The 25,398-nt window shown below is 66.6% G+C and carries 29 protein-coding genes; 6 read left to right on the top strand and 23 right to left on the bottom strand.

Annotated features, from left to right (window positions below; translation table 11 throughout):
- A partial coding sequence (locus tag ACLFMY_RS03425) for a flavoprotein (RefSeq protein WP_410763150.1) occupies positions 1-143 on the bottom strand: 143 nt, incomplete at its 3' end.
- Positions 144-261: 118 nt separating this feature from the next.
- Here ACLFMY_RS03425 and ACLFMY_RS03420 point away from each other — a divergent pair.
- Positions 262-813 (top strand): redoxin domain-containing protein, encoded by a 552-nt coding sequence (locus ACLFMY_RS03420; protein WP_410763145.1) that lies wholly within the window; start codon positions 262-264, stop codon positions 811-813.
- 98 nt (positions 814-911) lie between these two features.
- Here ACLFMY_RS03420 and tal read toward each other — a convergent pair whose 3' ends face one another.
- From tal to ykgO, 4 genes are all read right to left on the bottom strand, one after another.
- Entirely contained in the window at positions 912-2,009 is a 1,098-nt protein-coding gene (gene tal / locus ACLFMY_RS03415) for a transaldolase (protein WP_410763144.1), read from the bottom strand.
- A gap of 93 nt (positions 2,010-2,102) precedes the next feature.
- Complete coding sequence (locus ACLFMY_RS03410) at positions 2,103-3,002, bottom strand: DnaJ C-terminal domain-containing protein (RefSeq protein WP_410763143.1); 900 nt, start codon at positions 3,000-3,002, stop codon at positions 2,103-2,105.
- A gap of 177 nt (positions 3,003-3,179) precedes the next feature.
- Positions 3,180-3,644, bottom strand: a complete 465-nt coding sequence (locus ACLFMY_RS03405) for an Hsp20/alpha crystallin family protein (protein WP_410763142.1) — start codon at positions 3,642-3,644, stop codon at positions 3,180-3,182.
- Between the two features lie 151 nt (positions 3,645-3,795).
- Positions 3,796-3,921, bottom strand: a complete 126-nt coding sequence (ykgO, locus tag ACLFMY_RS03400) for a type B 50S ribosomal protein L36 (RefSeq protein WP_058574874.1) — start codon at positions 3,919-3,921, stop codon at positions 3,796-3,798.
- A gap of 157 nt (positions 3,922-4,078) precedes the next feature.
- Between ykgO and rdgB the strand changes: the two genes are divergently transcribed.
- Both rdgB and hemW read left to right on the top strand, forming a co-directional pair.
- Entirely contained in the window at positions 4,079-4,705 is a 627-nt protein-coding gene (gene rdgB / locus ACLFMY_RS03395) for an RdgB/HAM1 family non-canonical purine NTP pyrophosphatase (RefSeq protein WP_410763141.1), read from the top strand.
- A gap of 9 nt (positions 4,706-4,714) precedes the next feature.
- Positions 4,715-5,878 (top strand): radical SAM family heme chaperone HemW, encoded by a 1,164-nt coding sequence (hemW, locus tag ACLFMY_RS03390; RefSeq protein WP_410763149.1) that lies wholly within the window; start codon positions 4,715-4,717, stop codon positions 5,876-5,878.
- A gap of 13 nt (positions 5,879-5,891) precedes the next feature.
- Here the strand turns inward: hemW and glmU are convergent, their stop codons facing one another.
- The 17 genes from glmU to speE all read right to left on the bottom strand — a co-directional run bounded on the left by glmU (position 5,892) and on the right by speE (position 21,795).
- Entirely contained in the window at positions 5,892-7,286 is a 1,395-nt protein-coding gene (glmU, locus tag ACLFMY_RS03385; protein ID WP_410763140.1) for a bifunctional UDP-N-acetylglucosamine diphosphorylase/glucosamine-1-phosphate N-acetyltransferase GlmU, read from the bottom strand.
- Between the two features lie 96 nt (positions 7,287-7,382).
- On the bottom strand, positions 7,383-7,826 hold the full coding sequence (atpC, locus tag ACLFMY_RS03380) for an ATP synthase F1 subunit epsilon (RefSeq protein ID WP_410763139.1): 444 nt from the start codon (positions 7,824-7,826) through the stop codon (positions 7,383-7,385).
- A gap of 15 nt (positions 7,827-7,841) precedes the next feature.
- Positions 7,842-9,230, bottom strand: a complete 1,389-nt coding sequence (gene atpD, locus ACLFMY_RS03375) for a F0F1 ATP synthase subunit beta (RefSeq protein WP_410763138.1) — start codon at positions 9,228-9,230, stop codon at positions 7,842-7,844.
- 42 nt (positions 9,231-9,272) lie between these two features.
- Complete coding sequence (gene atpG / locus ACLFMY_RS03370; RefSeq protein WP_410763137.1) at positions 9,273-10,133, bottom strand: F0F1 ATP synthase subunit gamma; 861 nt, start codon at positions 10,131-10,133, stop codon at positions 9,273-9,275.
- 15 nt (positions 10,134-10,148) lie between these two features.
- Complete coding sequence (gene atpA, locus ACLFMY_RS03365) at positions 10,149-11,687, bottom strand: F0F1 ATP synthase subunit alpha (protein ID WP_410763136.1); 1,539 nt, start codon at positions 11,685-11,687, stop codon at positions 10,149-10,151.
- A gap of 11 nt (positions 11,688-11,698) precedes the next feature.
- Positions 11,699-12,235 (bottom strand): F0F1 ATP synthase subunit delta, encoded by a 537-nt coding sequence (locus ACLFMY_RS03360; protein WP_410763135.1) that lies wholly within the window; start codon positions 12,233-12,235, stop codon positions 11,699-11,701.
- Between the two features lie 16 nt (positions 12,236-12,251).
- The gene (locus tag ACLFMY_RS03355) at positions 12,252-12,722 is read right to left on the bottom strand and encodes a F0F1 ATP synthase subunit B (protein ID WP_410763134.1); all 471 of its coding nucleotides are present in this window, start codon (positions 12,720-12,722) and stop codon (positions 12,252-12,254) included.
- A gap of 101 nt (positions 12,723-12,823) precedes the next feature.
- Positions 12,824-13,111, bottom strand: coding sequence for a F0F1 ATP synthase subunit C (atpE, locus tag ACLFMY_RS03350; RefSeq protein ID WP_125198247.1), 288 nt, complete (start codon positions 13,109-13,111; stop codon positions 12,824-12,826).
- 55 nt (positions 13,112-13,166) lie between these two features.
- The gene (gene atpB / locus ACLFMY_RS03345) at positions 13,167-13,982 is read right to left on the bottom strand and encodes a F0F1 ATP synthase subunit A (RefSeq protein WP_410763133.1); all 816 of its coding nucleotides are present in this window, start codon (positions 13,980-13,982) and stop codon (positions 13,167-13,169) included.
- Between the two features lie 25 nt (positions 13,983-14,007).
- Positions 14,008-14,415: an ATP synthase subunit I gene (locus tag ACLFMY_RS03340; protein WP_410763132.1), complete on the bottom strand. Its 408-nt coding sequence runs from the start codon at positions 14,413-14,415 to the stop codon at positions 14,008-14,010.
- The gene (locus ACLFMY_RS03335; protein ID WP_410763131.1) at positions 14,412-14,687 is read right to left on the bottom strand and encodes an AtpZ/AtpI family protein; all 276 of its coding nucleotides are present in this window, start codon (positions 14,685-14,687) and stop codon (positions 14,412-14,414) included. The genes ACLFMY_RS03340 and ACLFMY_RS03335 overlap by 4 nt, the downstream gene beginning before the upstream one ends.
- A gap of 82 nt (positions 14,688-14,769) precedes the next feature.
- Complete coding sequence (locus tag ACLFMY_RS03330) at positions 14,770-15,627, bottom strand: ParB/RepB/Spo0J family partition protein (protein ID WP_410763130.1); 858 nt, start codon at positions 15,625-15,627, stop codon at positions 14,770-14,772.
- A 53-nt stretch (positions 15,628-15,680) separates the two neighbouring features.
- Positions 15,681-16,484 carry a ParA family protein gene (locus tag ACLFMY_RS03325; protein WP_410763129.1) on the bottom strand — a complete coding sequence of 268 codons (804 nt, stop codon included), beginning with the start codon at positions 16,482-16,484 and terminating at the stop codon, positions 15,681-15,683.
- On the bottom strand, positions 16,481-17,146 hold the full coding sequence (gene rsmG / locus ACLFMY_RS03320; protein WP_410763127.1) for a 16S rRNA (guanine(527)-N(7))-methyltransferase RsmG: 666 nt from the start codon (positions 17,144-17,146) through the stop codon (positions 16,481-16,483). Before rsmG ends, ACLFMY_RS03325 begins: the two co-directional genes overlap by 4 nt.
- 9 nt (positions 17,147-17,155) lie before the next feature.
- Positions 17,156-19,036, bottom strand: coding sequence for a tRNA uridine-5-carboxymethylaminomethyl(34) synthesis enzyme MnmG (gene mnmG / locus ACLFMY_RS03315; protein ID WP_410763126.1), 1,881 nt, complete (start codon positions 19,034-19,036; stop codon positions 17,156-17,158).
- Between the two features lie 294 nt (positions 19,037-19,330).
- Positions 19,331-20,848: a tRNA uracil 4-sulfurtransferase ThiI gene (thiI, locus tag ACLFMY_RS03310; protein WP_410763124.1), complete on the bottom strand. Its 1,518-nt coding sequence runs from the start codon at positions 20,846-20,848 to the stop codon at positions 19,331-19,333.
- A gap of 98 nt (positions 20,849-20,946) precedes the next feature.
- Positions 20,947-21,795 carry a polyamine aminopropyltransferase gene (gene speE / locus ACLFMY_RS03305; RefSeq protein WP_410763122.1) on the bottom strand — a complete coding sequence of 283 codons (849 nt, stop codon included), beginning with the start codon at positions 21,793-21,795 and terminating at the stop codon, positions 20,947-20,949.
- Between the two features lie 446 nt (positions 21,796-22,241).
- On the opposite strand from speE, the gene ACLFMY_RS03300 reads away from it, so the two are divergent.
- Complete coding sequence (locus tag ACLFMY_RS03300; protein WP_410763147.1) at positions 22,242-22,448, top strand: cold-shock protein; 207 nt, start codon at positions 22,242-22,244, stop codon at positions 22,446-22,448.
- On the opposite strand, the gene ACLFMY_RS03295 is transcribed toward ACLFMY_RS03300, so the two are convergent.
- A complete protein-coding gene (locus ACLFMY_RS03295) occupies positions 22,435-23,400 on the bottom strand; it encodes a LysR substrate-binding domain-containing protein (protein ID WP_410763121.1) in 966 nt (321 codons plus the stop codon). The genes ACLFMY_RS03300 and ACLFMY_RS03295 overlap by 14 nt on opposite strands.
- Positions 23,401-23,571: 171 nt before the next feature.
- Between ACLFMY_RS03295 and trxA the strand changes: the two genes are divergently transcribed.
- Both trxA and rho read left to right on the top strand, forming a co-directional pair.
- On the top strand, positions 23,572-23,898 hold the full coding sequence (gene trxA, locus ACLFMY_RS03290) for a thioredoxin TrxA (RefSeq protein ID WP_410763120.1): 327 nt from the start codon (positions 23,572-23,574) through the stop codon (positions 23,896-23,898).
- 235 nt (positions 23,899-24,133) lie between these two features.
- On the top strand, positions 24,134-25,393 hold the full coding sequence (gene rho / locus ACLFMY_RS03285) for a transcription termination factor Rho (protein WP_410763119.1): 1,260 nt from the start codon (positions 24,134-24,136) through the stop codon (positions 25,391-25,393).
- The last annotated feature ends 5 nt before the right edge of the window (positions 25,394-25,398 follow it).

The raw sequence follows: 25,398 nt of genomic DNA, 5'->3' as shown, positions 1-25,398 counted from the left end.
CGGGTCGCCGCCTCGGTCATCACCACGCGCACCTCGCAGCCGGCCTCGACCAGGCGACGCACCAGCACCACGGCCTTGTAGGCCGCGATGCCGCCGGAGACGCCGACGAGGATCCGTTCGGGCTGGGATGACTTGCCATTCATGAGCTGCAGTTTACCAGCGCGGACGGCCGGGCGCTGCGAAAGGAGGACGGCCCCGCCGGTCGAAAAGACCGGCTGCCGCGCGCGCGGCGCCCACATGCGACTGACAGCGAGACCAGCGATGACGAAGCGCCCGAACGACGACGCCACGAACGACAAGCCGAAACGCCGCCTCCCGCGCTGGGTGCGCTGGCCCCTGGAGGCACTGGTGTTCATCGCGGCCCTGCTGGCCGTGCAGGCCTGGATGGGGCCGGACCTGCCGGAGGGCGAGATTCCCGGCATGGCAGTCAAGGATCTCGACGGCCGGGAGCTTGCCATCGGCGGACCGGCGGACGAACCCACGGTGGTCGTGTTCTGGGCCACCTGGTGCGGCTACTGCGACCTGGAAATGCCCTGGCTGGTCGACCTGGTCGACGATCACCGAGTGATCACCGTGGCGATGCAGTCGGGCGATGCGGAGACGGTGCGCACCCACATGGCGGAGAACGACCTGGAAAAGCTGCCGGTGATCAACGACCCGGATGGACGGATCGCCGCGAGCCTCGGCGTGAACGTCACGCCCACCTTCCTGTTCTTCGACCAGACCGGGCGGGTGGCCCACTCGACCACCGGCCTGACCAGCCCCTGGGGCGTTCGCCTGCGCCTGTGGTGGATGAACCGCGCCGACGATTGAGCGAATGAAGGTCGGCGCGAAACCCGACGCCACCCCGGCCTCGCGAGTCGTTCGTGATCAAGGCGCCCAGAGCGGTATCGGGTTCGAGCCGATCTTCCTCAGGCCTGCTCGATCGCCTCGAGCAGCTCGTCGAAGGAGGTCTGGAACTGCTCGACCCCCTCGTCGAGGAGCTGGTCGCGCACCGCGCCGTCCATGTCGACCCCGAGATCCGCCAGCTCGGCCCAGACCTGGCGGTCCTCGTCGATGCGCGGCTTCAGCGTCGAGGCGATCTTGCCGTGGTCGGCGAAGGCCTCCAGCGTCTTGTTCGGCAGCGTGTTGATGGTCTGCGGGGCGATCAGGTTCTCGACGTAGAGCAGGTCGGAGTAGGCGGGATTCTTGGTACCGGTACTCGCCCACAGCGGCGTCTGCGGCCGGGCGCCCTTCTGCTCCAGGGGCTCGAACGACTCGCCCTCGAACACCTCGCGGAAATGCGCGTAGGCCATGCCCGCCAGCGCCAGCGCCGAGCGGCCCTTGAGCGCCTCGGCCCGTTCACCGCCGATCTCGTCGAGCTGCCGGTCGACCAGCGTGTCGACCCGGCTGAGAAAGAGGCTGGCCACGGCACGGACATCGTTGACCCGGCCGCCGCTGGCCTCCAGCGCCTCCAGTCCGCGCCGGTAGGCGGCGAACACCCGCCGGATCTGGTCGAGAGAGAACAGCAGGGTGACGTTGACACTCACCCCCTGGGAGACCAGCGTCTCGAATGCCTCGATGCCCTCGACCGTCCCGGGCACCTTGATCAGCACGTTGGGACGATCGACCAGCTCCCGCAGGTGGTGGGCGGCACGGACCGACTCGGAGGCGTCGTGGGCGATGCCCGGCGACTCCTCCCAGGAAACCCAGCCGTCCTCGCCGTGCGACTGTTCCCAGACGGGACGCAGCATGTCGCAGGCCCGCTGGATGTCCGAGACCACCAGGTGCTCGTAGACCGACTCGATCCCGTCGTACTGCCGCTTGCAGGCGGCGATGTCGTCGGTGTAGTAGTCGCTGCCGACGATCGCCTTCTTGAAGATGGTGGGGTTGGAAGTCACGCCGCGGATGCCGTAGTCGCGGATCAGCCGTGGCAGGCCGTCGTCCTCGAGCAGCTCGCGCGATAGGTTGTCCAGCCAGAGACTCTGACCCTGCGATTCGTGCAGCTTGCTGAGGGCGAAAGCGCTCATCCCGGATTCCTCCTTGGGGTTAAGAAAAACGTTCTACCCCACAGCTTAGACACTCCGCATGACGCTGCCATCACACGGCGCCCTGGCGAGCGCTCAGTCGCGCGGGTCGAATGGCATTTCCTCGCGCATGCGCTCGTAGAAGATCCGTGCCTCGTCGCTGTCCGCCGGCGGGGTGTGGATCATCAGCACCAGATACAGGTCGCCGCCGGAAAAGCCGCGTCCCGGGATGCGCAACCGGCGGCCGGACTGCGAGCCGGCCGGGATGCTCATGTTGACCTTCTTGCCGTCCGGCAGGGTCACCGGCACCTTGCCGCCCAGCGCGGCCTCCCAGGGCGTGATCGGCAGTTCCTGCAGGATATTCTTGCCGTCGACCCGGTCGCGATCCTCCTCTCGCAGGGCGAGCACCAGGTAGAGGTCTCCCGGCGGGCCGCCCATCGGCCCCGGCTGACCCTGGCCGGAGAGACGAATGCGCCGCCCCGGGGGCGACCCGGCAGGCACGTTGACCTTCAGGGTGCGCGAACCACCGCGGCCATCCGACAGCCGCACCGAGTGAGAGCCGCCACTGACGAGCAGCGACAGCGGCACGGCCACCTCCGCCTCGGCGTCCTGGCCGCGCGCAGCACCGCCGTGGGCACCGCCGCCGGCGCCACGGCCGAAGCCGCCACCGAAGATCTGGGAGAAGAAATCCGAGAAGTCGGCACCGCCGACGTCGGCACCCCCGAAGCCGCCGAACCCCCCGAAGCCGCCCGGCCCGGCACCGAAGTCGTCGCCGTCGCGGTAACCGGCACCCAGTGCATCGTAGCGGGCGCGCTTCTCGGCATCCCCGAGCACCTCGTAGGCCTCGTTGATCTCCTTGAATTTCTCCTCGGCATCCTCGCCCTTGTTGCGGTCGGGATGGTATTTCTGGGCGAGCTTGCGGTAGGCGCGCTTGATCTCGTCCTGAGAGGCGTTGCGCGCCACGCCGAGCGTCGCGTAGTAGTCGTGGTACTTCACGCCGATAATCCTCCGAATCGATCTGATTGCGTTTGCCGGAACGCCTCGAAAACCCGCCGGGCATACGCCGACGAGCTTTCGGGACGGCCCGGGGTCGGGCCTGACGGCGGCAGAATCACGAAAGCCCGGCCGAGCCGGGCTTTCCCCTCGTCACCGTCGCCCGGCACGCGGTCCCGGTCAGCTGACCTCGATGCGCCGCGGCTTCGAGGTCTCCGCCTTCGGGATGGTGACCGTCAGCACCCCGTGCTCGGACGATGCCTTGATGTTGTCGGCATCCACCTGGTCGGGCAGCGAAAAGCGCCGGTAGAAGCGCCCGTAATGCCGCTCGATCCGCGAGTAGCCGTCCTGAGACTTCTTCAGCTCGGAATTGCGCTCGCCCTTGATCTCCAGCGCGCCGTTGTCGGCGGTCACCTCGACGGTCTTCGGGTCGACGCCCGGCAGGTCGACGTGCAGCTCGTAGCTGTCGTCGTTCTCCTTGATGTCGACTGCCGGCGACCAGTCGGCCACCTCGAGCTTGCCCTCGTCGGCCCCCTCGGCAAGGCTGGGCTCGAACAGCGAATTCATCTCGCGGTAGAGCTGGTCCAACATGCCCCAGGGCTGGGTGCGGGTCTGTCCTTCCGGCTTGTAACGTACGATGGCCATGTAAAACACCTCCTTTGACTTCGATGCCCGTGGCTCAACTTCTCTAGTACATCTCGAACCTTTTGGGACGGCCCCGGCTTTTTCAAGACCCGAAAACAACGAGGCCCCGCCGGAGCGGGGCCTCGTGTACGCGGACTTCTTGCCGGTCAGCTCAGCGCTGACGGGCCTTGAAGCGCGGGTTGGTCTTGTTGATGACGTAAACCTTGCCGCGACGACGAACGACCTGGCAGTCCTTGTGTCGCTTCTTGGCTGACTTGAGAGAAGACAGAATTTTCATGGACGCCCCTTTCGCTAATCCGCTCGGTTCCACACAAAGCGCGGCAATATAGCCGATCCGGAGCGAAATGGCAACTCTCCGGCCAAGGGAAGTTCTGCACGGCGGCACGGTTGCAGGTATCCTCGCAGGCTGCGCACAACCACACCGGGACGCCTGAATGACAGACATCGTGATCGCCACCAACAACGACGGCAAGATGGCCGAGTTCGAGGAAATGCGCCGCGTGCTGGCCGACAGCCACCCGACCCTCCGCCGCCTGCGCTTCGTCTCGCAGCGCCAGTGGTCCGTGGCCTCGCCGGTCGAGGACGCGGACAGCTTCCGGGGCAACGCCCTGATCAAGGCACGCCACACCGCGGCGCGCACGGGTCACCCCGCGATCGGGGACGACTCGGGGCTGGTGGTCGATGCGCTCGACGGGCGCCCCGGCATCTACTCGTCGCGCTTCGCCGGCGAGAATGCCACCGACGCGGAAAACAACGCCCGGCTGGTCGAGGAACTTGCCGCCAGGCCCGGCGCGCCCCGCACGGCCCGCTTCGTCTGCGCCCTGGCCTTCGTTCGCGATGCCGACGACCCCCGGCCCATCGTCGTCGAGGGCACCTGGGAGGGCGAGGTGCTCGACGCCCCGCGTGGCGAACGCGGCTTCGGCTACGACCCGCTGTTCTTCTCCCCGGAACACGGCATCGCCGTCGGCGAGATGGACCCCGACGAGAAGCACCGCGTCAGCCACCGCGCCCGGGCGCTCAAGCAGCTGATCGAGCGCCTGGCCGACCTGGAGCTGGGATAAGCCATGAGCCTGCTGCAGTTTTCCGACAACCCGCCGCTGTCGCTCTACGTCCACCTGCCGTGGTGCGTGGAGAAGTGCCCCTACTGCGACTTCAACTCCCACGGCCTGAAGGGGCGGGAGCTGCCCGAGGCCGACTACGTCGACGCGCTGCTGCGCGACCTGGAGCCCGAGCTGCCGCTGATCTGGGGGCGCCCGATCGAGACCGTCTTCCTCGGCGGCGGCACGCCCAGCCTGTTCTCGCCGGAGGCACTCGACCGGCTGATGTCCGGGCTGCGCGCACTGCTCGACCTGCGCTTCACCCGCGAACTGACCCTGGAGGTCAACCCGGGCACCGACATGGCCTCGCGGCTGGCCGAGTATCGCGCCATCGGCTTCAACCGGGTATCGATCGGCGTGCAGAGCTTCGATGACCATGCCCTGCAGCGTCTGGGCCGCATCCATAACCGGCGGGCGGCGTGGCGCACCATCGAGGCGGCGCACGATGCCGGGCTCGACAGCTTCAACATCGACCTGATGCACGGGCTGCCCGACCAGACCGAGGCCGCCGGGCTGGCGGACATCGAGACGGCCATCGCGCTCGAGCCGCCGCACCTGTCCTGGTACCAGCTGACCATCGAGCCCAACACCGCCTTCGCCTTCAGTCCGCCGGCCCTGCCGGCGGACGCGACGCTGGACCAGATCGGGGAAAACGGGCGTGATCGCCTCGTCGCGGCTGGCTACGGCCAGTACGAGATCTCCGCTTTCGCCCGCCCCGGGCACGAGTGCGAGCACAACCTCAACTACTGGCGCTTCGGCGACTACCTCGGAATCGGCGCGGGCGCCCACGGCAAGATCACGCTGCCGGCCGAGAATCGCGTCGAACGACGCGTGCGCAGTCGGCACCCGAACCGGTACCTCGAGCTGGCCGGCAGCCCGGCGAACATCGAGGCCCACGACATCCCGCGCCGCGAGCTGCCGTTCGAGTTCATGCTCAACGCCCTGCGACTGACGGGCGGGTTTCCGGTCAGCCTGTTCCAGGAACGCACCGGCATGCCGATCGCCGTGGTGTCGACGACCCTGCGCGGACTCGAGGACGACGGACTGATCGAATGGGACATCCAGGACATCCGCCCCACCGAGCGTGGGCACCGTTTCCTCAACGACGTGCTCGGGCGCTTCCTGCCCGACGACTGATCCGCCGCCGGGCTCAGGTCGCCGGGTCGTCCTTCTTGCGTGGCCGCTCCCAACCGGGGATCTCCTTCTGCCGCGCTCGTGCGATGGCCAGTGCACCTTCTCCCACGTCACGGGTGATCGTCGAGCCGGCGCCGATGGTCGCGTCGCTGCCCACGGACACGGGGGCGACCAGTTGCGTGGCCGATCCGATGAAGACCCGATCGCCCAGCCGGGTGCGGTGCTTGTTCGCCCCGTCGTAGTTGCAGGTGATGGTGCCCGCACCGAGGTTGCAGTCGTCACCCACGGACGAGTCACCGACGTAGGAGAGGTGGTTGACCTTCGAGCCCTCGCCGATCCGACTGGCCTTCACCTCGACGAAGTTGCCGATCCTCGCGCGGCTGTCCAGTCCGCTGCCCGGACGCAAGCGGGCGTAGGGACCGACGCGGTTGTCGCCCGCCAGCACCGCGCCGTCGATGTGGGTGAAGGCCTCGACGACCGTGCCCGGCCCGATGTCGCAGTCGCGCAGCACGCAGTGCGGCCCGATGCACACGTTGTCTCCCAGTCGCACGTCGCCCTCGAACACGCAACCCACGTCGATCGACACGTCCTCGCCGCAGGCCAGCGTTCCGCGGATCTCGAGACGCGCGGTATCCGCCACTGTGGTGCCCGCGTAGGCAAGCGTCTCGGCCTGGCGGCGCTGGTAGACACGTTCGAGTTGCGACAGCGCCAGGCGGTCGTTCACACCCGCCACCGACCACACGTCATCGGCCATCACCGCGTGCACGGGTTTGGCCTCGCCGCTTGCCATCTCGACGATGTCCGTGAGATAGAGCTCGCCCTGGGCATTGCCCGACTCCAGGCGTGACAGCCAGCGCCGGAGATCGCCGAAGCGCGCCATGAGGATGCCGGTATTCACCTCCCGCACCCGACGTTCCCCCTCGGTCGCGTCCTTCTCCTCGACGATCCGCACCACCGAGTCCGTGTCGTCGCGCAGGATACGTCCGTACCCGGTCGGGTCCTCCATGTGCACCGTCAGCAGGGAAACGGGTGCGGGCACCGCGGCCAGTTGCCGCAACAGGTCCGCGCCCAGCAGCGGGACGTCGCCGTAGAGCACCAGCACCCGGTCGTCGTCGGCCGCCTCGAGCCCGTCGATGCCCAGCCACACGGCATGGCCGGTGCCTTGCTGCTCGTGCTGCCAGACCCAATCGACGGAACGTGCGACCTCGGCTTGACGGACTGCCTCGCCCTGGTGACCGATGACCACGCGAACGGTGGCCGGTTCGAGCGCCTCGGCCGTGTCGAGGCAGTGCGCCAGCATCGAGCGTCCGCCGATCTCGTGGAGCACCTTCGGCCGCGACGAACGCATCCGGGTGCCTTTTCCGGCCGCGAGCACCACCACGTGGAGCTCGGATCGTGACTGCCTGCTCATTGTCTTAACCTCATCGTGTGTCGTCCGACCTCCGCCGGCCGCAAACAGAAAAGGAGCCCGGAGGCCCCTTTTCGATCATCAATTCGCGGGAGCCGCTCAGTGACGGCCGCCCTGCGAGCGCATGGACTTGATCCACTTGAGACGCTCCTCGGCCTCGACCATGATCATCTCGGCCGAGGTGAAGTCGAGCTGCCCGCGCTGCTCGTACTCCTGAACGTATTCTTCCTCTTCGCCCATGCGGGCCTCGAGTTCGTTCGGATCGAGGTTCTTCGCGTCCTCTTCCGTCAGCGCCCAGTCAGCGATGATGCTGACCACGTGGGGCTGGACCTCGACCACCCCGAAACCGACGAAATAGCGCACGATCGAGCCGTCGTCCTGATGCACCCGGACTTCGCCCGGACGCAGTACCGACAACGTCTGCGTGTGACGGGCCGTGATGCCCATCTCGCCGGCTTCGGTCGGCACGGTGACGAAGGTCGCCGTGCCGCTGAAGATCGGCTTTTCCATGCTGACGATGTCGACTCGGGTAGTCATAGCCATTGTCGACCTCCGTTATCAGGCCTTCTCAGCCATCTTGTTGGCCTTCTCGACGGCTTCGTCGATCGTGCCAACCATGTAGAACGCCTGCTCGGGCAGGTGGTCGTATTCACCGGCCACGATACCCTTGAACGCGCGGATCGTTTCCTTCAGCGGAACGTAGCGACCCGGGGCGCCCGTGAACACTTCGGCAACGAAGAACGGCTGCGACATGAAGCGCTGGATCTTACGAGCACGAGACACGACGGCCTTGTCGTCGTCGGACAGCTCGTCCATGCCGAGGATGGCGATAATGTCCTTGAGCTCCTTGTAGCGCTGCAGGGTGTTCTGCACGCCGCGAGCGGTGTCGTAGTGCTCTTCGCCGACGACCTGCGGATCAAGCTGGCGGCTGGTGGAATCCAGCGGGTCGATCGCCGGGTAGATACCCATGGCGGCGATGTCACGTGCCAGTACGACGGTCGCGTCGAGGTGGGCGAAGGTGGTCGCCGGGGCCGGGTCGGTCAGGTCGTCCGCCGGGACGTAGACCGCCTGGACGGAAGTGATCGAGCCCGTCTTCGTCGAGGTGATGCGCTCCTGCAGGACGCCCATCTCCTCGGCCAGCGTCGGCTGGTAGCCCACCGCGGCCGGCATCCGGCCCAGCAGAGCGGAGACCTCGGTGCCCGCCAGGGTGTAACGGTAGATGTTGTCGATGAACATCAGGACGTCACGGCCCTCGTCACGGAAGAACTCCGCCATGGTCAGGCCGGTCAGCGCGACGCGCAGGCGGTTGCCCGGCGGCTCGTTCATCTGGCCGTAGACCAGCGCCACCTTGTCGAGGACGTTGGAATCCTTCATCTCGTGGTAGAAGTCGTTGCCCTCACGGGTACGCTCGCCTACCCCGGCGAATACCGAGTAACCGCTGTGCTCGACGGCGATGTTGCGGATCAGCTCCATCATGTTGACGGTCTTGCCCACGCCGGCGCCGCCGAACAGGCCGACCTTGCCGCCCTTGGCGAACGGGCAGAGCAGGTCGATGACCTTCACGCCGGTTTCCAGCAGCTCGGTACCGGCCGCTTGCTCGTCGAAGGTCGGTGCCTTGCGGTGGATCGACCACTTCTCGTCGCTCTCGACTTCGCCGGCCTCGTCGATCGGGTTGCCCAGGACGTCCATGATGCGACCCAGGGTGCCCTTGCCGACCGGAACCGAGATCGGCTTGCCGGTGTTGGACACGGCCAGCCCGCGCTTGAGACCGTCGGAGGTGCCCATGGCGATGCCGCGGACGATACCGTCGCCGATCTGCTGCTGAACCTCGATCACCAGACCGTTCTCGTCAACGCGAAGCGCGTCATAGACGGAAGGCACCTGGTCATGCGGAAATTCGACGTCGATCACCGCCCCGATGATCTCGACAATTTTTCCAGAACTCATGTGTGTTCCTCTTTCAATTCGAAAAATGGGTTGGTGCCGTCGTCACACGGCGGCCGCGCCGGACACGATCTCGGAGATCTCCTGAGTGATCGCCGCCTGACGCGCCTTGTTGTACTGCTGCTTCAGGTCGCTGATCATGTCGTTGGCGTTGTCGGACGCGTTCTTCATCGCGATCCGGCGTGCCGCCATTTCGCAAGCCACGTTCTCGACGGCGGCCGACACGATCTGCCCTGCGAGGTAACGCTTGAGCACCGCATCCAGGACGATCTGCGAGTCGGGCTCGTAGAGGTAGTCCCAGTGATGCTTGAGGCTCTCGTCCTCCTGGTACTGCAAGGGCGCGATCTGCTCGACGGTCGGGTTCTGCGTCATGGAATTGACGAACCCGTTGTGCGCCAGATCGATCCGGTCCACATCGCCGTTCTCGAACGCGGCCAGGGCCGCGTTGATCGCCTTGCGCATCGCCGCGTAGCTGGGCTTGTCACCCAACCCGGTTACGGAAGTCAGGATGTTGCCCCCGTAACGACGGAAGAATGCGCGGCCCTTGCTGCCGACCGGAATGACGTCGACCTCGACACCATTCTTTTCGTATTCCCGAATCTTGTCGGCCGTGCGCTTGAGCAGGTTGACGTTCAGCCCGCCGCACAGGCCCCGATCCGTAGTCACCACGATCATCAGAACGCGCTTGACCTCGCGCTCGACCATCAGCGGATGGCGGTACTCAGGGTGCGCGTTGGTGATGTGACCCACTACCTCGAGAAACTTCTCGGCGTAGGGGCGGGTCGCCTCCATCGCTTCCTGGGCGCGCCGCATCTTGGATGCGGCCACCATTTCCATCGCCTTGGTGATCTTGCGCGTGTTCTGGACGCTCTTGATCTTGGTGCGAATCTCTTTGCCTACGGCCATGATCTCGCCCCCCGGTTAATAGACGCCTTTGGACTTGAAGTCCTCGACGACCTTTTTCAGCTCGGCGGCGATTTCGTCGCTGTAGTTGCCCTCGTCACCGATCTTCTTCGCCAGCTCGCCGGCGTTGTCGGCCGCGTAAGCGTGCAGGGCAGCCTCGAAGTCGTTGACCTTCTCGACCGGCACGTCATCGAGGAAGCCCTCGTTGGCGGCGGTGAGCGACAGGGCCATCTCGGTGACCGACAGCGGCTTGTACTGCGGCTGCTTCATCAGCTCGGTGACGCGCTTGCCGCGCTCGAGCTGCTTGCGGGTCGCCTCGTCCAGGTCGGAGGCGAACTGCGAGAACGCTGCCAGCTCACGGTACTGCGCCAGGTCGGTACGGATGCCGCCGGCCAGCTTCTTGACCGCCTTGGTCTGGGCCGAACCACCGACACGCGAGACCGAGATACCCGGGTTGATCGCCGGACGGATGCCGGAGTTGAACAGGTCGGTCTCGAGGAAGATCTGACCGTCGGTGATCGAGATCACGTTGGTCGGAACGAACGCGGAGACGTCGCCACCCTGGGTCTCGATGATCGGCAGCGCGGTCAGCGAGCCGGTCTTGCCCTTCACTTCGCCGTCGGTGAACTTCTCGACGTAGTCCTCGTTCACGCGCGAGGCGCGCTCGAGCAGACGCGAGTGCAGGTAGAAGATGTCACCCGGGTAGGCTTCGCGGCCCGGCGGACGACGCAGCAGCAGCGAGATCTGGCGGTAGGCCCAGGCCTGCTTGGTCAGGTCGTCGTAGACGATCAGGGAGTCCATGCCGCGGTCGCGGAAGTACTCGCCCATGGTGCAACCGGCGTAGGCGGCCAGGTACTGCATGGCGGCCGGGTCGGAGGCGCCGGCGGACACCACGATGGTGTACTCCATCGCGCCGTGCTTCTCGAGCTCGCGGACTACGTTGGCGACGGTGGAGGCCTTCTGGCCCATCGCGACGTACACGCAGTAAACGCCCTTGCCCTTCTGGTTGATGATGGTGTCGATCGCGACGGCGGTCTTGCCGGTCTGGCGGTCGCCGATGATCAGCTCACGCTGACCGCGGCCGATCGGCACCATGGAGTCGATCGCCTTGATCCCGGTGAGGATCGGCTGGTCGACGCTCTGACGCTCGATGACGCCCGGGGCGATCTTCTCGATCGGCGCGGTGGTCTCGGCGTTGACCTCGCCACGACCGTCGATCGGCTGACCGAGGGTGTTGACGACGCGACCCAGCAGTTCCTTGCCGATCGGCACTTCCAGGATGCGTTGGGTGCACTTGACCTGGTCGCCTTCCTTGAGGTGTTCGTAGTTGCCGAGAACCACGGCGCCGACGGAATCACGCTCGAGGTTCATGGCCACGGCGAACGAACCGCCCGGCAGCTCGAGCATCTCGCCGAGCATGGCGTCACTCAGGCCGTGGATTTTGATGATGCCGTCGCCCACCGAGACGATGGTGCCGACGGTTTGCGCTTCCGCGCCGGCATCGAAGTTTTCGATGCGCTCTTTAATCAGACTGCTGATTTCAGACGGGTTGATCATGGAAGATCTCCTTAGCGACTCATTTGTACGGCAAGATGCTCGAGCTCTCCGCGCATCGATCCGTCGATGACCAGGTCACCGGCGCGGATGATCGCGCCGCCGATGAGGTCTTCGTCGACGGTAGTTTCGAGCTCTACGGTGCGATCGAGTCGCTTGCCGAGCGCTGTTTTGATTTGGTTCGACTGCTCGTCGGTCAGAGGCTTGGCCGAGACGACGGAGGCCACGATGCGGCGCTCCGCTTCGGCACGCAGCTTCTCGAACTCCGCGGCCACTTCCGGCAGCAGGTCGAGGCGGTCGCGCTCGCCGAGCAGACGCACGAGATTGAGCGCCTTCTCGTCGACCGCATCTTCGACCACCTTGATGAAACCGGCGAGCCGGTCGTTACGGGAGCGCTTCTCGTCACCCAGAAACGCGACCATCTCGGCGTTCTGCGCCACGGCAGACAGGCCGGCAAGCGTTTCGGACCAGTGCTTGGCCTGCGCCTCGTCGGCACAGAGATCCTGCACTGCCTTGGCGTACGAGATAGCGACTGTGGTGTGGTCAGACATGAGGCCTCCGCTTTCGTTAGATCCGAGCGATCAGATCTGAGATCGCGGATTCGTGGTCCTTGTCCGTCACCTCGCGCTTGAGGATCCGCTCGGCACCGGTGGCGGCCACGTCGGCAACCTGGGCACGAAGCTCTTCCTTGGCGCGATTGACCTCGCGGTCGATCTCGGCGTTGGCCTGGGCGACGATGCGCTCGGCTTCCGTCTTGGCGTTGTTGCGCGCTTCTTCCAGGATCTGGTTCGAACGGGAATTCGCCTGGGCGATGATGTCGTTCGCCTTGTCCTTGGCCTCGCGCAGCAGCTCGGTGGAGCGCTCCTGGGCCAGCTTCAGCTCGTGCTTGCCACGCTCGGATGCGGACAGGCCGTCGGCGATCTTCTTGCGGCGCGCCTCCATGAGTGCCGAGAGCGGCGCCCAGAGGTACTTGTTGACCAGCCAGATCAGCACCACGAAGGCGATCAGCTGAGCAACCAGTGTGATCGAAATATTCACGATTTACCCTCGCGTATCTACGAATTGGGTTTCCGGTCAGCAGGACGCGGCGGGTCGAGCCGCCGCGCATGCCGGATCGTCAGTCACGCAGTGGCGCGACCTTAGAGTGCGCCAATCGCGGCAGTCAGGGCACCGACGAACGGGTTGGCGAACAGGAACCACATCGCGAACGCGAGGATGATGAACGGGAAGGATTCCATCAGACCGGCGAAGATGAACATGTTGGTCATCAGCTGCGGACGCATCTCCGGCTGACGCGCGATGCCCTCGAGGGTCTTGGAACAGATCAGGCCCCAGCCGATGGCCGAACCCAGGCCGGCGGCAGCGAGGATCACACCAACGCCAACAGCAGTGTAGGCATAGATCGTGGCGAGCATATCAGGGGTCATAGCGTCTTCTCCTAATCAAGAAAAACAAAGGGTCAAAGGAAACTTGTCCGGTACGTCAGTGATCTTCCACGTGGGCCATGCCGATGTAGACGATCGTGAGCACCATGAAGATGAAGGCCTGCAGCGTGATGATCAGGATGTGGAAGGCAATCCACGCCATGTCCAGCACGACTTGCAGCGGGAACCAGATGAGCAGGCTGGCACTGATGCTGGCACCCAGGGTCAGCAGGGCGATCAGCAGGAATACCAGCTCACCGGCGAACAGGTTACCGAACAGACGCAGCGCGAGACTGATCGGCTTGGCCAGCTCGTCGATCGCGGTCATGATGATGTTGACCGGGATCAGGAACTTGCCGAAGGGATGGAACAGGAACATCTTGATGTAGCCGCCCAGCCCCTTGACCTTGATGTTGTAGTAGATCGTCAGGGCGAACACGAACAGCGCCATCGCGAGCGTGGTGTTCAGGTCGGTGGTCGGAACGACCTTGAGGTATTCGATGCCCAGGCCGGACGCGATGGCCGGAAGCAGGTCGACGGGGATCAGGTCCATGAAGTTCATGAGCCAGATCCACAGCAGCACCGTCAGCGCCAGCGGGCCGAGGATCTTGGGCGCCCGGCTGCTGAAGGTGTCCTTGATCTGAGCGTCGACGAACTCGAGCACCGCCTCCGCGGCATTCTGCATGCCGCTCGGGGTGTCGGCCCTCAGGCCTCGACCGATGCGCATCGCGACGAAAACGATCAGCGCCCCGAGGAGGACACTGAAGAAGATCGTGTCGATGTTCAGTTGCCAGAACCCCTCGCCGACGGAGAGATTGGTCAGGTGATGCTGGATGTATTCTACCGGGCCGCCGCCCGCATTCTCCGTAGCCACTTGCACACTCCTCAAGACTTGAAAATCAGTTTTCGTTCTCTGTGGCCGGTCGGCCCGAGTCCCGGCCGCGCGCCGCGAGGACACCGGAGATCATGGCGAGGACGAACGCCCCCACCATGAAGCGGGCATCCAGGCCCAGCACGCCCAGGCCGACCGCCATCAGGGCGAGCAGCGACACGAACCGCATCGCTGCCCCGAGATACATCGTGTTCATGCTCCGCTGCGGAGCTTCCACCGCCAGCTCCGTGGCGCGTGCCATGCTTCGACGCAGCATCCAGGCGAGAATCATCGCCACGAGCACGCCCGCCGCCGCCGAGGCCGCCGCGTGCAGGGAGTGGAGCAGTGACGCCCCCCCGAGCACCACCAGCACGGCCAGCTGCACCAGCACCACGAGCCGCCCCCGGCGGTCGATTGCCTCCGCCATGCGGCTCATGAGCGATCTGAATCCTGTTTCTGCTCGCCGCCCTCGGTCAACAGGCTGTTGCGGGCGTTCCGGATCCCGCCGATCAGGCCGAGCGCACCGATGGCCATCATGAAGATCGGCGCCGTATCCAGCCACTTGTCCAGGCCGAAGCCGATCAGCAGCCCCGCAATGACGCTCGCGGCCAGGCGATTGCCTGCACCAATGTGCAGCAGGCCCTTGAAACGCGACTGCCAGTAGCTGCCGTGCATGTCTTTTGGCGGCTTCTTGTGCGGATCAGTCATTGCGGGGCCCAAAAATTGGCGGCCAGTGTAGCGAGTCGGGCACCGGACGACAACACTTTATGCCTTCGGGACCTAACCAACGTCATTCCTCGCCGCCTTCGAGGCGCGCGATCAGCCCGTCGAGCTGATCGAGGCTGTCGAAGGCGAGCGTGACGCGCCCCCGCCCCTGCCGGTTGGCATGCACGGAGACCGCCAGGCCGAGGGCATCGGCCAGCCGGCGTTCGAGCGCCCGGGTATCCGCGTCCGCCTCCGGGGGCTCGGGCCTACCTGCCTGCTGGAGATAGCGGCTGACCATCGATTCGACCTGACGAACGGTCAGTGTCCGGGCGACCACCTTCTCTGCCAGGGGCACTTGCTCCTTCTTGGGCAAGGCGGCAAGGCTGCGGGCGTGCCCCGCGTCGATGGTCCGTTCGCGCAGCAGCTTCTGCACGGGGGCGGCCAGATCCAGCAGCCGCAGCGCGTTGCTGACCGCCGGGCGGGAAATGCCGAGGATGTCGGCGACCTGCTGGTGGGTCAACGAGAATTCCTGCACCAGCCGCTGGATGGCCTTGGCCTGCTCGATGGCATCGAGGTCCTCGCGCTGCAGGTTCTCGATCAGCGCCATGGCGGCAGCCTGGTTGTCGTCGATCTCGCGGATCACCGCCGGGATGCGCGACAGCCCGGCCTTCTGCGCGGCTCGCCAGCGTCGCTCGCCGGCGATCAGCTCGTACTCGCCCGAGCGGCGACGGACCACGACCGGCTGGATCACGCCCTGGGCACGGATGGAGTCGGCCAGTTCGGTCAGCGCGGTCTCGTCGAAATGCGTACGCGGCTGGAACGGATTGGGGTTGATCAGGTCGACGGCGATCTCGCGCAGCTGCGCGCCCGCTTCCTCGGGGCGATCGGCCGTGCCCAGCAGCGCGTCCAGCCCCCGGCCCAGTCCCTTGCGTTTCGTGCTCATTCAACAGGCCCCCAAACTCGATTCCGTGGATGCCGGCAACCGGCCGGCACCGCCTACTGGCGCAGCGCGGCCGGCCGACCCAGGCGGCCGCGCTTGCGCGCCCGCTTCACTAGCTCGCGGGCCACGTCCGCGTGGGCCTCGGCGCCGGTCGAGCTCTTGTCGTAGAACATCGCCGGCAGGCCGTGGCTCGGCGCCTCCGCCAACCGCACGTTGCGCGGCACCAGCGCGTCGAACACCCGGTCGCCGAAATGGCTGCGCAGCTGGTCGCTCACATCCTGGGCGAGGCGGTTGCGGGAATCATACAGCGTGCGCAGCACCCCGGCGACGCCGAGGTCCGGGTTCAGCGCCAGGCGGACCTGCTCGATGGTGTCCAGCAGGGCGGAAAGCCCCTCGAGCGCAAAGTACTCGCACTGGACCGGGATGAGGACATCGTCGGCCGCGGCCAGGCTGTTGATGGTGAGGGTGTTGAGCGCCGGCGGGCAGTCGATCAGGACGAAGTCGTAGTCGGCGGTCAGCGGGGCGAGTGCCTGGCGGAGCTTGGTCTCCCGGCCGATGCGGGTGACCAGCTGGAACTCGGCACCGGCCAGGTCGATGGTCGCCGGCAGCAGGTCGTAGCCGCCGGGGTCTGTCTCGACGATCACCTCGTCGGCGGGCAGCTCGTCGAGCAGGATCTGCCCGACGTGACGGGCCACGGCATTCTTGGCGAAACCGGAGCTGACGGTGGCGTTGCCCTGGGGATCCATGTCGACCAGCAGCACGCGCCGGCCGAACGATTGCAGGGCGGCGGCCAGATTGACCGCGGTGGTGGTCTTGCCCACGCCGCCCTTCTGGTTGGTAATGGCCAGCGTCCAGCTCATGGCGTCTCCGTCCGTCGCAGTTCGAGCAGGTGGCGCTCGGCGTCGAGCCCGGGCACGTCGAGCCGGTGACGGGCGACGATGGCGAACCCCGCCGGCACCCCGTCCAGCTCGCCGGGGTCCAGGCGTCCCTTCATGGCGAACAGGCGCCCGTGGTCGGAAAGCAGGGGCGCGGCGAGCCGGACGAAGTCCGCCAGCGAGGCGAATGCCCGCGAGATGACACAGGCGTAGCCGGGGGCGGTTTCGAGACGCTCGACGCGCTCGCGTCGCACCTCGACATTCGGCAGTTCCAGAGCCCGCCGGGCCGCGGCGGCGAAACGCGTCATCTTGAGATTGGAGTCGACCAAGGTGACCTCACTGTCGGGGCGACATATCGCCAGAATCATACCCGGTATGCCGGGGCCACTGCCAATGTCGAGCATCCGCGGGCAGGCCGGCAGGTGCGGCAGCACCGCGAGGGAGTCGAGCAGGTGGCGGACGACCATCGCCTCCGGGTCGCGCACGGCGGTGAGGTTGTAGGCGCGGTTCCAGCGGGCGAGCAGTTCGATGTAGTCGATCAGCCGTCCGCGCGCCTCGTCGGGCAGGGTGATGCCCAGCTGGGCAATGCCGTCTGCCAGACGCCCTGCCAGCCGCGAACGCTGGTCACCGTCGAAGGTGTCGACCATGCGCCCGCCCTACGCCGAGCGGGCGAGGTGGCCGTGGCGCTTGAGATGCACCAGCAGCAGGGAAACGGCCGCCGGGGTCACGCCGGGAATGCGGGCGGCCTGGCCGACCGTGGCCGGCCGCTGGGTGGCGAGCTTGTCGCGCACCTCGTTGGACAGCCCCGGGATGGCCGCGAAGTCGAGGTCCTCGGGGATGCGCTCCTGCTCGAGCTTCAGCGAGCGGGCCACCTCGTCGCGCTGCCGGTCGATGTAACCGGCGTACTTGGCCTCGATCTCCAGCTGCTCGATCACCGCCGGGGCGGGCATGGCCTCGGGTGCCAGCTCGTCGACCGCGGCGATCGCGGCGTAGTCGAGTTCCGGCCGGCGCAGCAGGTCGAGCGCGGTGACGTTGCGCGTGATCGACCCGTCGAGCCTGTCGGCGGCCGGATGACCCGGGTGGACCCAGATGCCCTTGAGGCGCCCGCGCTCGGCCTCGATCGCCTCCATCTTCTCGTTGAAGGCCCGCCAGCGGCGCTCGTCGACCAGTCCCAGCTCGCGGCCGATGGGCGTCAGGCGCTGGTCGGCGTTGTCCTCGCGCAGCATCAGGCGGTATTCCGCCCGGCTGGTGAACATGCGGTAGGGCTCGAGCGTGCCCTGCGTGGTCAGGTCGTCGACCAGCACGCCGAGGTAGGCCTGGTCGCGGCGCAGGGTGAGCGGGTCGCGGTCGAGCACGCGTGCCGCGGCGTTGGTCCCGGCCATCAGCCCCTGCGCGCCGGCCTCCTCGTAGCCGGTGGTGCCGTTGATCTGCCCGGCGAAGAACAGCCCGTCGATCGCGCGGGTCTCCAGCGTGGGCTTCAAACCGCGCGGGTCGAAGAAGTCGTACTCGATCGCGTAGCCCGGGCGGGTGATGTGCGCGTTCTCGAAGCCGCGGATCGAGCGCACCAGCTCGAGCTGCACATCGAAGGGCAGGCTGGTGGAGATGCCGTTGGGGTAGACCTCGTGGGTGTCGAGCCCCTCGGGCTCGACGAAGATCTGGTGCGAGGCCTTGTCGGCGAAGCGGTGGATCTTGTCCTCGATCGACGGGCAGTAGCGCGGGCCGATGCCCTCGATCTCGCCGGTGAACATCGGCGAGCGGTCCAGCCCGCCGCGGATGATCTCGTGGGTGCGCTCGTTGGTGTGCGTGATGAAGCACTCGACCTGCTGCGGGTGCTCCTCGCGCGAGCCGAGGAAGGAGAACACCGGCGTGGGCGTGTCGCCCGGCTGGGCCTGCATGACCGAGAAGTCGAGGCTGCGCGCGTCCAGCCGGGGCGGGGTGCCGGTCTTCAGCCGCTCGACGCCCAGGTCGAGCGCGCGCAGTGTCTCGGCCAGGCGCTTGGCCGGCGGGTCGCCGGCCCGGCCGCCCTCGGAGCGCTCCAGGCCGACGTGGATCTGGCCGGCCAGAAAGGTCCCGGCAGTCAGCACCACCGACTCGCCGAGAAACTCGATGCCACCGGCGGTGCGCACCCCGGCCACCCGCTCGCCGTCGAGGATCAGGTCGTCGACCGCCTCCTGGAAGATCGTCAGGTCGGGCTGGTTCTCCAGCATGTGGCGGATGGCGGCCTTGTAGCGCACCCGGTCGGCCTGGGCGCGGGTGGCACGCACGGCCGGACCCTTGCGGGCGTTGAGCGTGCGGAACTGGATGCCGCCCAGATCCGCGGCATGCGCCATCGCGCCGCCCAGCGCGTCGATCTCGCGCACCAGGTGCCCCTTGCCGATCCCGCCGATCGCCGGGTTGCAGCTCATCTGACCGAGCGTCTCGATGTTGTGGGTGACGAGCAGGGTGGAAACGCCCATGCGCGCGGACGCCAGCGCCGCCTCGGTGCCGGCGTGGCCACCGCCGATGACGATCACGGCGAATCGATCTGGATAGCGCATGGGAACCTCCTGCCGTCGATGCGGCTGATCACGCCCGGTGCGAAATGGTCACGGGTGGCCGCGCCGGGGAACACGGCAGTATAACGGAAACCGCTGTCAAATCCAGCAGTTATGCCTCGCGAACCAGGCCAGCCCAATCGTTCGGGCGCCTGCATCGGCCTCTTGCTCCCGCCAGGCGAACGGTTGTGTCTTTGCACGCCCTTCTTGACGCCTGCAACCTGAGGCAGGTTGGCCGGCAGGGGTGCGAAACCATCCACACACCCCGACAACCGCACCGGCGAGCCACCCGAAGGGTCAATCGCCCGCCACGGTTTCATCGCCCACCTCTCCGACCACCGAAACATCCCCCCGTTCCCATGCCCGCCGCAGCCGCGCGACCCCGCCGCGCAGGGCATGCGCATGGAAGCCGGCCCGCTGCATGCGCTCGGCCAGCAGGGGGGCGTTGGCCCCGCGCAGGCAATAGAGGACGTAGTGGCGGTCCGTGGGGAAGTCACGGAAGCGCCGCGCGAACTCGTCGGGCGGGATATTGGCCGCACCCGGCAGGTGCCAGTCGCGGTAGCGCCGTGGCGGCTGACAGTCGATGACCTCCGCGCCGGCCGGGATCTCGTCGATCAGCACGTCCGGCTCGACCAGCGCGGCGCGGTCCATCCCGAACAGGTCGATCTCGCGAGCCTCGCGGATCGCCTGCTCGAGCAGCCCGGCATCGAGCTTCGCCTCCTCGGCCTCGATGCGGCCGCGGCGGCTGGAGACCAGCGGCTTGCTGTTCGACAGCGCGCAGAACTCCGGCACGCCCTCGCAGAGATCGTAGGTGCCGATCCGCCGGGCCAGCGACAGGATCTCCGACTTGTCGAAGCCGATCAGCGGCCGGAGGACGGGCAGGCCGCTGGCCGAGTCGATGCTGTTGAGGTTGGAGAGCGTCTGCGAGGAGACCTGCGAGAGCGCCTCGCCGGTGACCAGTGCCTGGGCGCGACGTTCGCGGGCGAGCGCCTCGGCGGCCCGGTACATTAGGCGCTTCAGCACCACCTGCCAGACCTCGCCGGGCAGGCGGTCGCGCATGTCCGCTACCACCGGCAGGAAGTCGACCACGAACAGGCGCGGCCGATCCCCCGGTGCCCAACGCTCGGCCAGCCGGTGGGCGACCTGCAGGACCATGTTCTCGTGGGTCGCCCCGCCGAGATTGCAGAACACGTGATCCACGCCGACCCCCCGGCGCATCGTGTACCAGGCAGCCACCGGCGAATCGAAGCCACCCGATATCAGGGCCAGCGCCCGGTCCTGCACCCCCAGCGGCACCCCGCCCGGGCCGGGGAAGCGCCGGCCGAACAGCCAGGCACCCTGATCGGTGAGGTCGATGCGCAGCTCGACCTCCGGGTCGCCCAGGTCCACGCGGCCAGGCCCGTCCAGTGCCGCGCCGACCTGGCGCTCGACCTCGCGCTGCGACAGCCTCGGGCCGGCGTGGCGCTTGCAGCGCACCGCGTAGGTCCGCCCGCGCACCACCTCCGTGAAATGCGCCCGGGCCGCCTCCCGGAGCGAGTCGATGTCCGGCTCCGGCACCACCACGTCCACCGGCGAGTACGAGGCCACGCCGAAGACACGCTCGAGCGATCGCCCGGCCGCGTCGATCTCGGTGGTGTGCAGCAGCAGGCGCCCCTGATCGACGGTCAGCTCGTGGGGAATCCCGCCCAGCGCGGCGCGAATGTTCCGCATCAGGATGTTGCGGAAACGCCGACGGGTCGGCGACGACTTGAGCTGCATCTCCGGGGCGGGCCGGACGATGATCAGGGCGGGGCGATGGGTACTCGGTTCGGACATTCGGGGACGAAAACGGTATTGGACCCGGATCCCGCATGGGGGTCCGGGCCGGTGGATTCAAGTGGCAAGGGAACCACCAAAGGCCGCGGCGGAGCCACTCAGATGACGTCGAGGGCCTCGCGCATGAAGCCCGGGGTTTCGAGCAGGCCGCGATGCAGGGCGGTGCTGTAGTAGCGGGTCTCGATGTCGTCGGCCAGCGGGCGGATCTCGTCGAGCCGGCCGGCCTTGCGCGCCAGCGTGCCGGTGATCGAGCCGCCGGGGTAGACCGGCTGCGGGAACAGCAGCGAACGGCGTTCGGCGAAACCGGCATCCCGCATGGCACGGTGGTAATCGACCATCAGCGGCATGTGGTAGAAGGGCGACTCGCTCTGCCCGACCATGATGCCCTCTGAACGCAACACACGGTGACAATCGGCGAGGAATGCCGGACCGAACAGGCCGGTCCCGGGACCGATCGGGTCGGTCGAATCGACGATGATGACATCGACGCTGCCGGCCGGGGCGTTCTTCATCCAGGCCACCCCGTCCTCGAAGCGCAGGTCCACGCGCGGGTCGTCGTTGCGTGCGGTCAGCTCGGGAAAGAAGCGCTCGGCCGCGCGGGTGACAGCCTGGTCGATGTCGATCTGAACTACCGACTCGACCTCGCGGTGCCGGAGCACCTCGGTGAGCGTGCCGCAGTCGCCGCCGCCGATGATGACCACGTCACGCGGCGCGGCATGGGTCTGCAGGGCCGGATGGGCCATCATCTCGTGGTAGACGAAGTTCTCCAGCGAGGAGAGCATGATCACGCCGTCGAGCAGCATCAGGTTGCCCCAGTGCTCGGTGCGCCAGACCTCGAGGTGCTGGTAGGGCGTCTGCTCGTCGAGGAGTTTCTCGTTCACACGGATACCGAACCGCGCGCCCATTTCCTCGACGGTCTCATGGACCCACCCGTTATCTGCCGACATGGCCATCTTCTCCTATACGATTCTCGTCTGCCCTTACACTGCCTCCCCCGGCCGACGGGGCGCCATGCGGGGCACAATTGTGACAGAATACCAGTCGCCCGCCCCGTCATGATCTCACGCCCGCCGGCAGTGGAAACGTCTGCCGCCACGGGCCCGGGGCGCCGGGCGCATGCACCAAAGAAAAACACACAGTAGAAAACGGAATAACCCACCCAATGAAAACCTGGCAGGAATCCCGACTCACCGCCTTTCTCGTTACCCTCGGACTCGCCATCATCGGCGCTCTGGCCATCGGCCAGATCTACGACCATCTCGGCCAGCGCCTGTTCCAGTTTCTTGCCTCCGCCGGCGTCATCCTCGTCATCGCCCTGCTCGCCGGGCGCCTGACCGCCCGACCCGCCAAGCCCGGCCTGCGTCCCAAGGAAGTCGCCGTCGAACACGACCCGGTGCGCGAAACCGGCACGGTGAAATGGTTCAACGTCGACAAGGGCTTCGGCTTCATCATCCGCGAGAATGGCGAGGATCTGTTCGTCCATTTCCGCGCCATCAGCGACGGCAACACCTCGCGCCTGAACGAGGGCCAGAAGGTGGAATACCAGATCGGCCAGGGCCGCAAGGGGCCGCAGGCCGAAGAGGTCGTCATCCTCGACTGACCGCCTCGGTCGAGGCCTCGCCATCCAAGGGCTCGCAGCAGTCGGGCAGGGTCTCGCGGATCGACCGGGCCAGCACCTCCACCGCCTTCGGGCGGGAGAAGCGCTTGCGCCAGGCCAGCGCGATGTCCCGCGTGGGCACCTCGCGGGAAAAGGGCAGGTAGCGGATCAGCGCCTGCGCCCCGTCGTCGTGCGACCAGGTGGAGGCACAGGGCAGCACCGTGATGCCCGCCCCGGTCGCCACCATCATGCGCATCGTCTCCAGCGACCCGCCTTCCAGCGTCCGCTGCAGTCGGCCCAGCGCCCGCCCATCGGCACAAGCGGGGCAGACCCCCAGCACCTGGTCGCGGAAGCAGTGTCCCTCGCCGAGCAGCAGGAGATCGTGGTCGGCCAACTGCTCCGGCTCGATCGACTTCTGCCCGGCCAGCGGATGGTCGACCGGAACGGCGACCGTGAACGGTTCGCGGTATACCGGCTCGACATTGATGGAGGGCGCCTCGAACGGCATGGACAGCGCCACCACGTCCAGCTCCCCGTGCTCGAGGCGGTCGACCAGCTCGGCGGTCAGCCCCTCGCTGATCTCGATCGGCATCTTGGGCGCGAGCTCGTGCAGGCGACCGATCAGCCGCGGCAGCAGGTAGGGCCCGACCGTGTGGATCAGGCCCACCCTTAGCGGTGCCCCCAGCGGGTCCCGGCGCGTGAAGGCCAGCGCTTCGAGCCGCTCCATCTCGGCCAGCACGCGCTCGGCCTGCTCGATGATCTCCCGGCCCTCCGGCGTGACCTGCACCTCCGAACGGCTGGCCCGCTCGAATATCTGCACCCCGAGCGACTCCTCCAGTCGCTTGACGCCGACGCTCAAGGTAGGCTGGCTGACAAAGCATCGCGCCGCGGCCCGGCCGAAATGCCGTTCCTTGGCCACGGCGACCACATAGCGAAGTTCGGTTAGTGAGGCCATCGTTCGAGTGCACCTTCTGTTGCGCCGGGGAAAGGCCCGGGCCATACTCGGGCTGACAGGCTGTCAGGGTAGCACCGCGCCGGCCTGGACCTGTTCCGGCCCGTTCGCTTGAAATGCGGCGTTAAGGGATTAACAATTGTCCAACATCATTCTCTAATTCAGGAGTCAGCCGTGAGCGATAACATTGTTTACGTATCCGACGCGGATTTCGAAGCCCAGGTCATCAACAGCGACAGCCCGGTACTGGTGGATTTCTGGGCCGAGTGGTGCGGTCCCTGCAAGATGATCGCGCCGATCCTCGACGAAGTGGCCGACGATTACGCCGGCAAGATCAAGGTGGCCAAGGTCAACATCGACGAGAACCCGGAGACCCCGCGTCAGCACGGTATCCGCGGCATCCCGACCCTGATGATCTTCAAGAACGGCAAGGTCGAGGGCACCAAGGTGGGAGCCGTCTCCAAGTCCCAGCTGACCGATTTCATCGACTCGGCACTCTGATCGGACGGCCGGCATTGGCAGCCGACGGGGAGACGACCCCAGATGCCCCGTCGGTCGCCGGTGTGCTTTTATTTGGCACGCAGCCGGTTATATGCCACACTCCCGCCAACTCAATTGACGACGAGTCCCTTCTGTCGTCCGGTCGCACCTCGGCGACCATCCGTTCAGCATCCTCGAACACCCCGTTGATTACCAATCTGTGGCCCGCCGCGGTCCCCACGACGAATCCATCCGAATGAACCTGACCGAACTCAAGAGCAAGCCCGTTCCGGAACTCATGGATCTGGCCCAGTCCATGGGGCTGGATAACCTCGCCAGAACCCGCAAGCAGGACGTGATCTTCGCCCTGCTCAAGGCGCACGCCAAGACCGGTGAATCGATTCACGGCGACGGTGTGCTCGAGATACTCTCGGACGGATTCGGCTTCCTGCGCAGCGCCGACGGCTCCTATCTCGCCGGGCCGGCCGACATCTACGTCTCGCCCTCGCAGATCCGCCGCTTCAACCTGCAGACCGGCGACACGATCACCGGCACGATTCGCCCGCCCAAGGACAACGAACGCTACTTCGCGCTGTTGAAGATCGAGAAGATCAACTTCGAGAAGCCCGAGGCGTCCAAGACCAAGATCCTGTTCGAGAACCTCACTCCGCTGCATGCCGAACAGCGCATGCGGATGGAGCGTGGCAACGGCTCGACCGAGGATCTCACCGCGCGGATCATCGACATCGTCTCGCCGGTCGGGAAGGGCCAGCGCGGCCTGATCGTCGCCCCGCCGAAGGCCGGCAAGACGCTGCTGCTGCAGAACATCGCGCAGAGCATCGCCCACAACCATCCCGAGTGCGACCTGATCGTGCTGCTGATCGACGAGCGTCCCGAGGAAGTCACCGAGATGCAGCGCACCGTGCGCGGCGAGGTGGTCGCCTCGACCTTCGACGAGCCGGCACCGCGCCACGTGCAGGTCGCCGAGATGGTGATAGAGAAGGCCAAGCGCCTGGTCGAGCACAAGCGCGACGTGGTGATCCTGCTTGACTCCATCACCCGCCTGGCGCGCGCCTACAACACCGTGGTGCCCTCCTCGGGCAAGGTGCTGACCGGCGGTGTCGACGCCAATGCCCTGCACCGCCCCAAGCGCTTCTTCGGTGCCGCGCGCAACGTCGAGGAAGGCGGCAGCCTGACCATCCTGGCCACCGCGCTGGTCGATACCGGCTCGAAGATGGACGAGGTGATCTACGAGGAATTCAAGGGCACCGGCAACATGGAGCTCCACCTCGACCGGCGCATCGCGGAAAAGCGCGTCTATCCCGCGATCAACATCAACCGCTCCGGCACCCGCCGCGAGGAACTGCTCACGGACACCGAGGAACTGCAGAAGATGTGGATCCTCAGGAAGTTCCTCCACCCGATGGGCGAGCTCGAGGCGGTGGAATTCCTGCTCGACAAGCTGCAGCAGACCAAGACCAACAACGAGTTCTACGACTCGATGCGCCGCGGCTGAACCCG

The sequence above is a fragment of the Guyparkeria sp. genome (assembly GCF_046545975.1).
Lineage (GTDB): Bacteria > Pseudomonadota > Gammaproteobacteria > Halothiobacillales > Halothiobacillaceae > Guyparkeria.
Note: the sequence above shows the minus strand (reverse complement) of the source record. Positions and strands in the feature narration are given on the sequence as shown.